Below are 12,980 nucleotides of genomic sequence, written 5' to 3' on the forward strand. Positions count from 1 at the left end.
TCATTAGCGATTGGCGCTATGGATACGTGCCACTTGGGCACGGGCGGCGGCAACATCCGCATTGATCGCCGTCTTCAACGCCTCCAGGGAGGCGAAACGCTGCTCTTCACGCAGCTTGTGGTGGAAAACCACCGTCAAACGCCGGTCATACAGATCGCCGGCAAAATCTAAAAGGTGAACTTCAAGGTGGGCCTTGCCATCACCTGCGACTGTGGGCCGGACGCCGATATTGGCGACCCCCGGCCACGTCTTGCCGGCGATGTCGACACTCACCAGGTAAACCCCGGAAAGTGGCACACGCCGGCGCTTCAATTGCACGTTGGCAGTGGGCGTACCCAACTGGCGTGCCAGTTTCTGCCCGTGCAGGACCCGCCCGGCAATCCGGTACGGCCGACCAAGCAGACGCTCGGCCAGTTCAAAATCTGCTGCGGCCAAGGCATTGCGGACCTGGGTGCTGCTGACACGCAAACCATCCAGTTCTACGGTCTGCGCTGCCTCGACGGTAAACCCGTGGTTGGCGCCAGCCTGCTGCAGGAACTCGAAATCTCCGACCCGGTCGCAACCAAAACGGAAATCGTCGCCGACTTCCAGGTGCTGCACGCCCAGGCCATCCACCAGGATCCGTTCGACAAATTCATTGGCGCTGAGTTTGCTCAGACGCTGGTTGAACGCCAGGCACAACACCCGATCGACACCGGCCTGGGCCAGCAGTTGCAGCTTGTCACGCAGGCGGGCCAGGCGCGCCGGCGCCGTCTCGGGGGCAAAGAATTCCCGCGGCTGGGGCTCGAAAATCACCACACAGCTGGGCACGCCCAACTCGAGCGCACGCTCACGCAGCCGGCCCAGGATGGCCTGGTGACCACGGTGAACACCGTCAAAGTTGCCAATAGTGGCGACGCAGCCCCGATGCTGGGGGCGCAGATTGTGGAGGCCTCGAACCAGCTGCATAACGCGCTTCTTGCTCATAAAGTGGTCGATTATAACCACACCCGACGGCCGACGACAGGCAGCACCGTCACCCAAATTGATCGAACCGACAAAACCGGTAGTTGCCTCGCACCAACGACTAAACAGCCGTCAGTTCAAGGCCTTGCGATTGAAGTCGCGCAAACGGAAGCCCAGCAGGGCCAACATGCCGAAATACGCCACCACCCCAGCCACCACCAACACGCCCAAGCGCAGGAAACGCTGGAGCATGTGCCCCTGGTCCCAGGCCGGCATAAAGTGCAGCAGCCCCAGCAATACCGCCGACATCACCGTCACAGCCACGATCAGCTTCAAGGCAAACAGCCCCCAGCCCGGCTGCGGCTGAAACATCTGCTGCTTGCGCAATTGGTAGAACAACAGCCCAGCGTTGATACAGGCACCAGCGCTGATGGCCAAAGCCAGGCCAGCGTGCTTCAAGGGACCGATAAAGGCCAGGTTGAGCAGCTGGGTGACGATCAGCGTGAAGATGGCGATCTTCACCGGTGTGCGAATGTTCTGCTGTGCGTAGAAACCCGGCGCCAGCACCTTGATCACGATGATCCCCAGCAAGCCCACGGCGTAAGCCACCAACGCACGCTGAGTCATAGAGGCGTCGAAAGCGCTGAACTCACCGTACTGGAACAGCGACACCGTCAACGGCTCGGCAAGTATTCCCAGCGCCAGGGAACATGGCAGCACCAGGATGAAGCACAGACGCAGCCCCCAATCGAGAATCCGCGAGTACTCATGGCGATCCTTGTTGGCGTAGGTCTTGGCCAGGGTCGGTAGCAAAATAGTGCCCAGGGCCACGCCCAGCACACCGGAAGGCAACTCCATGAGACGGTCGGCGTAATACATCCAGGACACAGAGCCCGCGACCAGGAAGGAAGCAAAGATGGTGTTGATGATCAGCGAGATCTGACTGACGGACACCCCGAGGATCGCCGGCAGCATCTGCTTCATCACCCGCCAGACACCGGTATCACGCACATTCAGGCGAGGCAGCACTAACATGCCGATCTTCTTCAAATGCGGCAGCTGATAGAGCAATTGCGCCAAGCCCCCTGCCAGCACTGCCCAGCCCAGGGCCATCACTGGAGGATCGAAGTAGGGCGTAAGGAACACCGCGAAGATGATCATGCTGACGTTGAGCAGAGTCGGCACGAACGCCGGCACCGAGAAGCGGTTCCAGGTATTGAGAATCGCCCCGGCCAGGGAGGACAGCGAGATCAGCAATATATAAGGAAAGGTCACCCGGAGCAGATCGGAAGTCAGGGCGAATTTTTCCGGGGAGTCGACAAAACCCGGTGCCGTAGCCCAGATCACCCAGGGTGCAGCGATGATGCCCAGGGCAGTGACCAGGGCCAGAACCAGGGTCAACAAGCCCGATACATAGGCAATGAAGGTCCGAGTCGCCTCGTCCCCCTGCTGACTCTTGTACTCCGCCAGAATCGGCACGAAGGCTTGAGAGAAGGCTCCCTCGGCAAAGATCCGCCGCAACAGGTTGGGCAACTTGAAGGCAATGAAGAAGGCATCCGTAGCCATCCCGGCGCCGAACGTGCGCGCGATGATGGTATCGCGGACAAACCCCAGTACCCGGGAAAGCATCGTGATAGAGCTGACCGCGGCCAATGACTTGAGCAGGTTCATGAAAAGGTTGTTTGCCTGTAGATAAACAGCAGGCGAAAAGACGCCCACTTATGCGATACTCCGCGCCGCAACAGCACAGAGCCAAAGCTCGCGAGTTTACAGGTCAAGCGCCGGAAATAAATATCCCGCCTCTTCAGATCGACCACTCAGCGGAACGCATCAGCTGCCCTTGACAAGACTTCAACTCATCGGCATGATTCGCGGCCTATTTTGTTTGCTATTTCCCAAAAAGTCTTTCGAGGAGCTCGACGGTGGCCAACACACCTTCCGCCAAAAAACGTGCAAAACAGGCTGAGAAGCGTCGCAGCCACAACGCCAGCCTGCGTTCCATGGTTCGTACCTACATCAAGAACGTAGTTAAGGCCATCGACGCCAAAGACGCTGCTAAAGCGCAAGCCGCTTATGTTCTGGCCGTGCCAGTTATCGACCGCATGGCCGATAAAGGCATCATCCACAAGAACAAAGCTGCTCGTCATAAAGGTCGTCTGAATGGCCACATCAAGGCTCTGAACCTTGCTGCTGCAGCCTAAGCGACACGCTTGTTAAAAAACCGACCCAAGGGTCGGTTTTTTATTGCCTGCAATTTACCCGCCCGCAACAAGCCAGCCCCATCAGGGGCCGACCCGGCAATTCTCAACAGGTCATTGATGAGGCCAAGGCAGAATAGGAATCGCCGTTACCGCATTCTGCGGACTGCCCTCGATCACACGATCGCTATAGACCAGATACACCAGGGTGTTGCGCTTCTTGTCGAGGAAGCGCACCACCTGCATGGTCTTGAACACTAGCGAGGTGCGCTCCTTGAAGACCTCGTCACCATCCTTGAGCTCGCCCTTGAAAGCGATCGGCCCCACCTGGCGACAAGCAATGGATGCCTCAGCACGATCCTCAGCCAAACCCAAGCCACCCTTGAGACCACCCGTCTTGGCTCGCGACAGATAACAAGTCACGCCATCCACCTTGGGATCATCAAAGGCCTCGACCACGATCCGGTCGTTAGGCCCGACAAATTTGAACACCGTGGACACCTGGCCAATTTCCTCGGCCGACACCATGAACGGCATCGCCAAGAGCAGACCCAACAATCCTTTTGCTATGCGCATTCGCTTTTCCTTAGGTCACTTACACCAGAATCAGGTTATCGCGGTGAACCAATTCCGGCTCAGCCATGTAACCCAGGACACCGACAATCGCATCAGAGGGCTGACCGATGATTTTCTGCGCCTCAAGGGCACTGTAGTTGGCCAGGCCGCGGGCAATTTCACGCCCATCAGGCGCCACGCACACCACCATTTCACCGCGACGGAAACCACCCTGGACCTGCTTGACCCCCACTGGCAACAGACTCTTGTTGCCCTGAGACAGGGCCGACACAGCCCCCTCATCCAGCACCAGGGTACCGCGGGTTTGCAGATGCCCGGCAAGCCACTGCTTGCGCGCCGCCAACATGCCACGCTCCGGCGACAACAAGGTACCGATGCGCTCCCCCGCCTTCAGGCGATCCAGCACCCGCTCCAGACGCCCACCAACAATGATGGTATGCGCCCCGGAGCGCGCCGCCAGGCGCGCCGCTCGCAACTTGGTCTGCATACCACCACGCCCCAACGCCCCACCAGTACCGCCAGCCACGGCATCCAGCGCCGGATCATCGGCCCGCGCCTCGTAAATCAACTGCGCATCGGGATTGTTGCGCGGATCAGCATCGAACATGCCATCGCGATCAGTGAGGATAACCAGCAGGTCCGCCTCCACCAGATTGGCCACCAGCGCCGCCAGGGTGTCGTTATCGCCGAAGCGGATTTCATCGGTCACCACGGTGTCGTTTTCATTGATCACCGGAATCACCTTGAGCTCCACCAGTGCCCGCAAAGTACTGCGAGCATTGAGGTAACGCTTACGGTCCGACAGATCGTCATGGGTCAGGAGAATCTGCGCCGTATGCCGGCCATGCTCGGCAAAGCTCGACTCCCAGGCCTGCACCAAGCCCATCTGGCCAATGGCCGCAGCCGCCTGCAGCTCATGCATCGCACTCGGTCGTGCGGTCCAGCCAAGGCGACTCATTCCGGCCGCCACAGCACCCGAAGAGACCAGTACCAATTCGACACCCGCCTCATGCAAGGCCACCATCTGCTCGACCCACACGCCCATTGCCGCGCGATCCAGTCCCTTGCCGTCCGCCGTCAGCAGTGCACTGCCGATCTTCACGACCCAGCGCTGCGCACCCGTCACCTTGCTCCGCATCTTATTCAACCTTTGCCAGCGAGCAGCGCGACCGAGCGCCACTCATGGGGTTATTCGTATTTAAGCCTTGCAGATACCAAAACGCCGCTCGAATGAGCGGCGCCTTGAGAGCTGGCTGGCAGCGATGATAACACCGCGCCCGCCCAGATAAACCGTGTTCGCGGACAAGCCCGCACCACAGGATCAGTCGCGGACGTAGATGATTTCCGGGCCGTCCTCGTCATCCACATCCTCTTCATCCCAGTCATCGTCGCCGATGTCATGGACACTCTTGACGCCGCTACGGCGCAGGGCACGCTGATCGTCCAGCGCCTGCAACTGGGCACGCGCCTCATCTTCGATGCGCTGATCCAGCTCGGCCAGCTCATCGGCATAGGCCGGGTCGGCTGCCAGGCGATCGGCACGATCTTCCAGATAACGCATGATGTCGCGACTCAGACGCTCGGTACCATCCTTGGAGATGGCCGAGATCACGTACACCGGACCAGTCCACTCCAGGCGATCAACGATCTCCTTGACGCGCTCCTCACGCTCCTCCTCAAGAATCTGATCGCTCTTGTTCAGCACCAGCCAGCGCTCACGCTCAGCCAGGGACGGACTGAACTTGACCAACTCGTTGACAATCACTTGCGCAGCATCCGCCGGATTGGTTTCATCCAGCGGAGCCATGTCCACCAGATGCAGCAGGATGCGCGTACGCGCCAAGTGCTTGAGGAAGCGAATCCCCAGGCCAGCACCATCGGAAGCCCCTTCGATCAGACCTGGAATATCGGCGATTACGAAGCTCTTCCAGCGGTCGACACTGACCACGCCCAGGTTGGGCACCAGCGTGGTGAATGGGTAATCAGCCACTTTCGGCTTGGCGGCGGAAACCGAGCGAATGAAGGTACTTTTACCGGCATTCGGCAAACCCAGGAGACCGACGTCCGCCAACACCTTCAATTCCAGCTTGAGATCACGCTGCTCACCCGGCTTGCCCGGAGTGGTCTGTCGCGGCGCACGGTTGGTACTGGACTTGAACCGGGTGTTACCCAGGCCGTGCCAGCCACCCTGCACCACCATCAGGCGCTGACCAGCCTTGGTCAGGTCGCCGATGACTTCCTGAGTACCGGCATCAATGATGGTGGTACCGACCGGAACCCGCAGCTCCAGATCCTCGCCCTTCTTGCCGGTGCAGTCGGTGCTGCCACCATTGGAGCCGCGCTCAGCATCGAAGTGCCGGGTATAACGGTAGTCCACCAGGGTGTTGAGGTTTTCGTCTGCGACCATGTAGATCGAGCCACCATCACCACCATCACCGCCGTTGGGACCACCGTTCTCGATGAATTTTTCCCGACGGAAACTCATGCAGCCATTGCCGCCGTCGCCAGCTTTTACTCGAATCGAAACTTCATCAACAAACTTCATGATCAAACGCCTCTCACCGCACGGGCGAGCTGAAGAAACCAAGACATAAGACTCTTGCAAAAATGAGCGCAGCGACCTCAATCAACGACCGAAACATCCAACGCTGGCAGCTCGTACAAACAGTTTTGCAAGAGACTCATCCCACAAACGAAAAAGCCCCGTCGCGAGACAGGGCTTTTCCAGCGATCGCGCAATTAAGCTGCGACGACGCTCACGTAACGACGACCGAAGGCGCCTTTTACTTCAAACTTGATCACGCCTTCGATTTTCGCGAACAGGGTGTGATCTTTACCCATGCCAACGCCGTAGCCAGCGTGGAATTGGGTGCCGCGCTGACGCACGATGATGTTGCCGGCCTTGATGACCTGGCCGCCATACATCTTCACGCCAAGGCGTTTGGCTTCTGAGTCGCGACCGTTACGGGTACTACCACCAGCTTTTTTGTGTGCCATGAGTTCAATTCTCCTAGTGAGGAATTAGGCTGAAATTAAGCCTGAATACCGGTGATTTTGATCTCGGTGAACCACTGGCGGTGGCCCATACGCTTCATGTGGTGCTTACGGCGACGGAACTTGATGATGCGGACTTTATCGTGACGACCTTGGGAGATCACTTCAGCCTTGACGGTTGCGCCAGCAACAACAGGTGCGCCGATGTTCACGTCGTCGCCATTGGCAACCAACAGAACGCGGTCAAAAGTCACGGACTCGCCAGTGGCGATTTCCAGTTTTTCGATCTTCAGGTATTCACCTTCAGCGACCTTGTATTGCTTACCGCCGGTAACGATTACTGCGTACATGGTATTTCTCCGATAATCCTGCTCACCCAGCTCTTTATAAGAAGAGGTATTGGCTGGCATGGCTGCATGGGGCTGGAACGGCCCAAGTGCAATTGCGTAAGGCAGGTGCTGCCCAGGAAGTTCAGGGTGCGCGATTGTACGCAAGGCACAATAGCGATGCAAGTGCCGTTCAGGCGGCGGCAAGCACCGCCGGGAGCGCGCCTTGACACCTGCGGACGCGGGTCCTAGCATGCCGCGCAACCCTTCTGGAGCACCTGTCGCTGATGCAACCCCAAGCTTTCTACCGCGCGGTGGCGGACGATTTTAGCGCCGTCGACGGCATCATCAAGAAACAGCTGACTTCCCGAGTGCCGCTGGTTTCAAAAATTGGCGACTACATCACTTCGGCCGGAGGCAAGCGCCTGCGTCCTTTATTAGTGCTGCTGTGTGGCAAGGCACTGGGGCGCGAAGGCGACGATTTGCGCCTGCTGGCCGCCACCATCGAGTTCCTGCACACCGCCACCCTGCTGCATGACGACGTGGTCGACATGTCCGGCATGCGCCGTGGCCGCTCGACCGCCAACGCTATGTGGGGCAATGCGCCCAGCGTCCTGGTGGGAGACTTCCTGTACTCCCGTTCGTTCGAAATGATGGTTGAACTGGGCTCGATGCCGGTCATGCGCATCCTGTCCCAGGCCACGCGGATCATTGCCGAAGGCGAAGTCCTGCAACTGTCCAAGGTGCGCGACGCCAGTACCACCGAAGAAACCTATATGGAAGTCATCCGCGGCAAGACCGCGATGCTCTTCGAAGCCTCGACCCACAGCGCAGCCGCCCTGGCCGGCGCCACACCGGAACAGGCCGAAGCCCTGCGCACCTTCGGCGATCACCTGGGCGTGGCCTTCCAACTGGTGGACGACCTGCTGGACTACCGTGGCGACGCCGAAACCCTGGGCAAGAACGTGGGTGACGACCTCGCGGAAGGCAAACCCACCCTGCCGCTGATCTACACCATGCGCGAAGGCACCCCAGAGCAGGCAGCCCTGGTTCGCCAGGCCATCCAGAAAGGCGGTATCGAAGACCTGGAAAGCATCCGCGCCGCCGTTGAGGCTTCGGGCTCCCTGGACTACACCGCGCAATTGGCCCGCGACTACGTGGCTCGCGCCATCACCTGCCTGGAAGCTCTGCCACCCAGCGAATACCGCGACGCTCTGGTGGAGTTGAGCGAATTCGCCGTCGCTCGCACCCACTAAAGCGCACCGGCTCCTGCCGATTGGCAGGAGCCGGCGCAACTCCCCAGCGCCCCCTCCCCGAAAAAACCCTATACAATGTGCGCTTTTTAGCCATCCTGACTTTGAGGAGCTTAAGTGAGCACTTTGCCACCCTGCCCAAAATGCAATTCCGAATACACCTACGAGGACGGCACCCAGCTGATCTGCCCCGAGTGCGCCCACGAGTGGTCCGCCAGCGGCGAAGCCGAAGCCGCATCCGACGAAGCCGTGAAGAAAGATTCGGTGGGCAACGTGCTGCAAGACGGCGATACCATCACCGTGATCAAGGACCTCAAGGTCAAGGGCACCTCCCTGGTGGTCAAGGTCGGCACCAAGGTCAAGAACATCCGCCTGTGCGATGGCGACCACGACATCGACTGCAAGATCGACGGCATCGGCCCGATGAAGCTCAAATCCGAGTTCGTCCGCAAGGTCTGACGCCTGCACCCTCTCGCGCCTGCCGCGAGAGGGTATCCCGCCTATACCCCCGCCATGCTTGATCCACACACCTGCTAGCGAAAAGCCAGCCGATTTGATCGAAAACAATTTCCACACAGAAAAAAGCAGAAACCGCCAATAGGTACTTGCTATTCATTGAATAAGAATTATTCTCATTGAAACCCATTCAAGGAGATGACACCCATGACTTATTTGATTGATGCCTGGCTGGACCGCCCACACCCCTACCTGCGCATCCTGCATCGGGAAACCGGGGAAGTCTGTGCTGTGTTGGAAGAGGAAGCCCTGAGCGAGCTGCAGGACCAGGGAGATCTGGACCTGATCGGCTTGAGCTCCAGCGAACCGCTGGTTCTCAAGGAATTGGTGCGCAACCTGTTTTTGTTCTGCTACGCCAGAGCCTTGCGGCCAACCGGCGCCGATGGCCACAGCCTGGGCGCAAAAATTCGTCTATGAAACCAAAACCGCGAAAGGGGCAAGTTGGCCGAGGATGAACTGACCGCGCGTGCGCGGCCGTCATCGCCAGCCATCTGGCCCCTACCGGGTTACAGAACGTCCAGCAGCTCGACGTCGAACACCAGAACGCTGTGCGGCGGGATGCTGCCCACGCCTTGTGCGCCGTAAGCCAGTTCGCTCGGCACGTACAGACGCCATTTGCTACCGGCGTTCATCAGTTGCAGCGCTTCGGTCCAGCCGGCGATCACGCCGCCTACCGGGAACTCAGCAGGTTGGCCACGCTCGTAGGAGCTGTCGAACACAGTGCCGTCGATCAGGGTGCCGTGGTAGTGAGTACGCACGCTGTCTTCACGGGATGGCTTGGCGCCGTCGCCCTGGGTCAGCACTTCGAACTGCAGACCGGAAGCCAGAGTGGTGATGCCTTCACGCTTGGCGTTTTCCGCCAGGAAAGCCAGACCGGCACCCGCAGCAGCTTCGGCTTTGGCAGCGGCTTCAGCTTGCATGATTTCGCGGATGACCTTGAAGCTCGCGGACATTTCTTCCTGACCCACACGGCTTGGCTTACCGGCGAAAGCGTCGGTCAGACCCGCCAGGATCGCGTCCAGGCTGACGCCCGGTGGAGGGTTGTCGCGCAGTTGGTCGCCCAACTGACGGCCAATGCCGTAGCTGACGCGGGTTTCGTCGGTGGACAGATTTACTTCGGACATGACACTGCTCCGCTGTGCGGACGGCTCGGAAAGGCCGCAGGAACACAGCGCCTCCCGGAGCGCCCGGAATCAAAAGGGCGAGCAGACTAGCACAGAAGCCCGGCACGGATCATCGCCGTGCAGGCCTCAGCTACCCGAGTGCAGAGTGATGGGCACTTTCAAGCTTTCCTCGACACCCACGGACAAGCCGCACATCTCGTCATGCACTGACGTGTGAATCAGATTGAACGGCAACTTGGGAAAGGACTGCAGGACCTCACGAGCATGCTCCACGGAGCGCAGATGAAACATCTGACCCTGGGCATCGCTCAGTGGATAAGCCGCCCCGTGCATGCGCGCCTCAAGCAGATAGATTCCGCCCTCCAGGGAGATCAGATTCAATTCGTCGACTTTTCCGGCAATGGCGTAGGCATTCATTTCTTGCAGATTCATGAGAGCACCTCGTGCTTTTACAGCCCTGACAGCTACAGGCATATGCCCCAGCCAGGAAAAGCACAAGCCACAAACAACGCCGCCCGTCCGTTTCGCAACGGCCGGGCGGCATTCATTCACGCAGCGAAACCTGTCAGTGCTTGGTCAGCTTGTCCAGGTAACCCATGGCAAACGCCGAAATCACGAACGTCATGTGAATCACCACGTACCACAACAGGTACTCGGTAGGGATGTTCTTGGCATCCATGAACACTCGCAGCAGGTGGATCGACGAAATCGCCACGATGGACGCGGCCACTTTCATCTTCAACGACGAAGAATCCATCTTGCCCAACCAGTTGAGCTTCTCCTTGTCTTCGTCGATGTCCAGTTGCGACACGAAGTTCTCATAACCGGAGATCATCACCATCACCAGCAGACCACCTACCAGCGCCATGTCGATCAACGACAACAGCACCAGGATCAGGTCGGACTCGGCCATGGAAAACACATTGGGAATGACGTGGAAGACTTCCTGGAAGAACTTCAATGCCAGTGCCAGCAAGCCCAGAGACAAACCGAAGTAGATCGGCGCCAGCAGCCAGCGTGAGGCATACATTGCATTCTCGATAAAACGTTCCATTGAATCTCGCACCCGGTGTAAAAACGGCGGCGAGTATATCAGCGCCGGAAACCCCCATAAACCACAGACAATCACCTGATCCACGGGTTTTTCCGGGCGTATTTTCTGCTAGTGTCGAAGCCATTGCTCACGCTCACCGACATTGGACAGGAAGATTGGAAATGGATGTGCGATTGCCTTTGGCCAGTGTCGGCCTTGGTCTGGCGCTGCTGATCAGCGGCTGTTCTCCCAGCGACGAAAAGAAACAGGCGAGCCTCGAAGAGAAAACCGTACAGTTTGAACAGTCGCTGGACGCCATCCAGGATCCGAAGCTCAAGGACGCCATTGCCAATCTTGGTGGCTCCCTCCTGCTGCTGGAACGAGCACAGCTCAAACTTGACAGCAAGCCGCTGGAAACCGAATACGGCGACGACAGCCTGGCCCTGCTCAAGCACTATCCCACTGCCCAAGCCTTGGTGGACACCTACGTCAACGGTCTGTTCGTACTGCGCAAATCCTCCAATTCCGACTACCTGACCGATCTGCAGCCCGTCTTCCCCTTCAGCTTCAACATGCCCACACAGTTCCCGTTTCCCCACGGGCTGGAATGGCAGTCGGTCACCCTCAGCAACAAAAAAGTCATTCCCTTCCAAGCCGAATGGTCGGAGACCGATCCGGGCATCCAGCTCAGCCCCTCCAGCTCCAACCTGACCAATCCGGATGACTTGACCATCACCTACCCCTTTATCGAGGGCCTGGAGGTGGACAACAAGAATCAGCCGCAGCCAGTTTCCCTGCAAGGCAAACTGGAGGTGATAGCCCCAGGTCGGGTGCTCGCTTTTGAACTGACCAAGGCCGACATCGGCAAACCGCGTCAGGACGGCAATATCCGCCTGACCCTGTTGACGCTGGACAGGAACGTTGCCGAGATCGAGCTGAGTAATAGCGCCCCCCTGCCCGCAGAAGCCAATGATGTCGCCCTCAATCCCTTGCTGGCCCAGGCCCGTGACAGCAAGGGGCAGATTCTGTCCCGCGCAGGCTCGATCAACGAAAGCGCCCAACAGATTGCCTTCTACCAACAGCAGTTGGCCGAGATGCAAAAGCAGAAGGCGTGGAGCGAGGCATTCGAGAAACAACTGGAGGACGAGCAAAAGGCCTTCGACCAGCAACACACCAATCATTACGCCAAGGTGTATTTCAATGGCCTGGTGGATCGGCTGGAAGTCGCGGTACTGGATTTCTCCCAGGCCAGCGTCACGCGCAAGGACCTGGACCTGCCGGTACATCGTTTCGACCGCAATACCACCGACAGAAACATCCAACCGCTGCCAATGCCGGTGGTGGTCTATGACGATCAAGCCCCCCACTACCTCAAGGGCGCACAGCTGGACGAAGAGTCACTGAAAAAATCCGTGACCATCAGCCAGTCGGTGGAAGATGCCAGCGCAGCGCGCATCGAGTTCAACCACCCGCGGACCTTCAATGATGAGTTGCTGGGCTCAGAGTTCAGCACCAACGATACCCCGCTGACTTTCTTCACCCAGAACGAAAAGGGCCAACGGGGTGAACCGATCGAACTGCCGGACGAGGCCTTCGACATCGACCCATTGCGGGGCGTCATCACCTACGACCTCAACCTTTTCCCGGAAACCCCCGCCTACGCCGTAGGCTCCATTCCTCTGTTCCTGGCCACCATCGAGAAGAGCAGCATCAACGCTCAACAGCTGCCCAAAGGCCTAGAACTCAGGGGCAACGCCTTGATCGTCGACCAGAAACTCTTTCCTGCTGATGCCTGGCGCTTCTTTGCCAAGGACGCCAGCGGCCAATACCTGAAGGAGATTCTTGCAAGCAGCCACAGTGCTTCGGCCGACGGTACGGCGTTATTCGATGTGCACTACTTCTACGGCGAGCCCTGCCAGTTGGAAAGCTACACCCGCAGCACACTCGACACTGTGCAATACGGCTTTGAGGTCAAGCTCGACAAAGCCGAGTCGACGCCCCCGCCCCCCTAAGGA

At 58.7% G+C, this 12,980-nt stretch carries 15 protein-coding genes; 5 read left to right on the plus strand and 10 right to left on the minus strand.

Annotated features, from left to right (window positions below; all coding sequences use genetic code 11):
* Nucleotides 1-3 precede the first annotated feature (3 nt).
* Both ribF and murJ read right to left on the minus strand, forming a co-directional pair.
* Nucleotides 4-948 (minus strand): bifunctional riboflavin kinase/FAD synthetase, encoded by a 945-nt coding sequence (ribF, locus tag Q8O96_RS25600; protein WP_162884093.1) that lies wholly within the window; start codon nucleotides 946-948, stop codon nucleotides 4-6.
* 129 nt (nucleotides 949-1,077) lie between these two features.
* Nucleotides 1,078-2,616: a murein biosynthesis integral membrane protein MurJ gene (gene murJ / locus Q8O96_RS25605; RefSeq protein WP_115580970.1), complete on the minus strand. Its 1,539-nt coding sequence runs from the start codon at nucleotides 2,614-2,616 to the stop codon at nucleotides 1,078-1,080.
* 251 nt (nucleotides 2,617-2,867) lie between these two features.
* Here murJ and rpsT point away from each other — a divergent pair, with 251 nt between their 5' ends.
* Nucleotides 2,868-3,146: a 30S ribosomal protein S20 gene (gene rpsT / locus Q8O96_RS25610; RefSeq protein WP_016967023.1), complete on the plus strand. Its 279-nt coding sequence runs from the start codon at nucleotides 2,868-2,870 to the stop codon at nucleotides 3,144-3,146.
* Nucleotides 3,147-3,257: 111 nt separating this feature from the next.
* Here the strand turns inward: rpsT and Q8O96_RS25615 are convergent, their stop codons facing one another.
* The 5 genes from Q8O96_RS25615 to rplU form a co-directional block, all read right to left on the minus strand.
* Nucleotides 3,258-3,719 (minus strand): CreA family protein, encoded by a 462-nt coding sequence (locus Q8O96_RS25615; protein ID WP_102865446.1) that lies wholly within the window; start codon nucleotides 3,717-3,719, stop codon nucleotides 3,258-3,260.
* Between the two features lie 19 nt (nucleotides 3,720-3,738).
* Complete coding sequence (gene proB / locus Q8O96_RS25620) at nucleotides 3,739-4,857, minus strand: glutamate 5-kinase (protein ID WP_047289314.1); 1,119 nt, start codon at nucleotides 4,855-4,857, stop codon at nucleotides 3,739-3,741.
* A gap of 183 nt (nucleotides 4,858-5,040) precedes the next feature.
* Entirely contained in the window at nucleotides 5,041-6,264 is a 1,224-nt protein-coding gene (cgtA, locus tag Q8O96_RS25625; RefSeq protein WP_102865445.1) for an Obg family GTPase CgtA, read from the minus strand.
* A gap of 194 nt (nucleotides 6,265-6,458) precedes the next feature.
* Nucleotides 6,459-6,716 carry a 50S ribosomal protein L27 gene (gene rpmA / locus Q8O96_RS25630; RefSeq protein WP_003228360.1) on the minus strand — a complete coding sequence of 86 codons (258 nt, stop codon included), beginning with the start codon at nucleotides 6,714-6,716 and terminating at the stop codon, nucleotides 6,459-6,461.
* Nucleotides 6,717-6,751: 35 nt separating this feature from the next.
* A complete protein-coding gene (gene rplU / locus Q8O96_RS25635) occupies nucleotides 6,752-7,063 on the minus strand; it encodes a 50S ribosomal protein L21 (protein ID WP_007924746.1) in 312 nt (103 codons plus the stop codon).
* 263 nt (nucleotides 7,064-7,326) lie between these two features.
* Between rplU and Q8O96_RS25640 the strand changes: the two genes are divergently transcribed.
* The 3 genes from Q8O96_RS25640 (at nucleotide 7,327) to Q8O96_RS25650 (ending at nucleotide 9,225) form a co-directional block, all read left to right on the plus strand.
* Nucleotides 7,327-8,295 carry a polyprenyl synthetase family protein gene (locus Q8O96_RS25640; RefSeq protein ID WP_016967027.1) on the plus strand — a complete coding sequence of 323 codons (969 nt, stop codon included), beginning with the start codon at nucleotides 7,327-7,329 and terminating at the stop codon, nucleotides 8,293-8,295.
* Between the two features lie 114 nt (nucleotides 8,296-8,409).
* Nucleotides 8,410-8,751 carry a zinc ribbon domain-containing protein YjdM gene (locus Q8O96_RS25645; RefSeq protein WP_016967028.1) on the plus strand — a complete coding sequence of 114 codons (342 nt, stop codon included), beginning with the start codon at nucleotides 8,410-8,412 and terminating at the stop codon, nucleotides 8,749-8,751.
* A gap of 204 nt (nucleotides 8,752-8,955) precedes the next feature.
* Entirely contained in the window at nucleotides 8,956-9,225 is a 270-nt protein-coding gene (locus tag Q8O96_RS25650; protein WP_102865444.1) for a hypothetical protein, read from the plus strand.
* Nucleotides 9,226-9,314: 89 nt separating this feature from the next.
* Here Q8O96_RS25650 and Q8O96_RS25655 read toward each other — a convergent pair whose 3' ends face one another.
* The 3 genes from Q8O96_RS25655 to Q8O96_RS25665 all read right to left on the minus strand — a co-directional run bounded on the left by Q8O96_RS25655 (nucleotide 9,315) and on the right by Q8O96_RS25665 (nucleotide 10,986).
* Nucleotides 9,315-9,932, minus strand: a complete 618-nt coding sequence (locus Q8O96_RS25655; protein WP_044465159.1) for an FKBP-type peptidyl-prolyl cis-trans isomerase — start codon at nucleotides 9,930-9,932, stop codon at nucleotides 9,315-9,317.
* A 126-nt stretch (nucleotides 9,933-10,058) separates the two neighbouring features.
* Entirely contained in the window at nucleotides 10,059-10,364 is a 306-nt protein-coding gene (locus Q8O96_RS25660) for a DUF6482 family protein (protein WP_115580972.1), read from the minus strand.
* A gap of 133 nt (nucleotides 10,365-10,497) precedes the next feature.
* Nucleotides 10,498-10,986 carry a TIGR00645 family protein gene (locus Q8O96_RS25665; RefSeq protein ID WP_102865442.1) on the minus strand — a complete coding sequence of 163 codons (489 nt, stop codon included), beginning with the start codon at nucleotides 10,984-10,986 and terminating at the stop codon, nucleotides 10,498-10,500.
* 161 nt (nucleotides 10,987-11,147) lie between these two features.
* Here Q8O96_RS25665 and Q8O96_RS25670 point away from each other — a divergent pair, with 161 nt between their 5' ends.
* On the plus strand, nucleotides 11,148-12,977 hold the full coding sequence (locus tag Q8O96_RS25670; RefSeq protein WP_305949694.1) for a hypothetical protein: 1,830 nt from the start codon (nucleotides 11,148-11,150) through the stop codon (nucleotides 12,975-12,977).
* The last annotated feature ends 3 nt before the right edge of the window (nucleotides 12,978-12,980 follow it).

The sequence above is a fragment of the Pseudomonas sp. LPH60 genome (genome assembly GCF_030718165.1).
In the GTDB taxonomy this organism is placed as follows: Bacteria; Pseudomonadota; Gammaproteobacteria; order Pseudomonadales; family Pseudomonadaceae; genus Aquipseudomonas; species Aquipseudomonas danubii.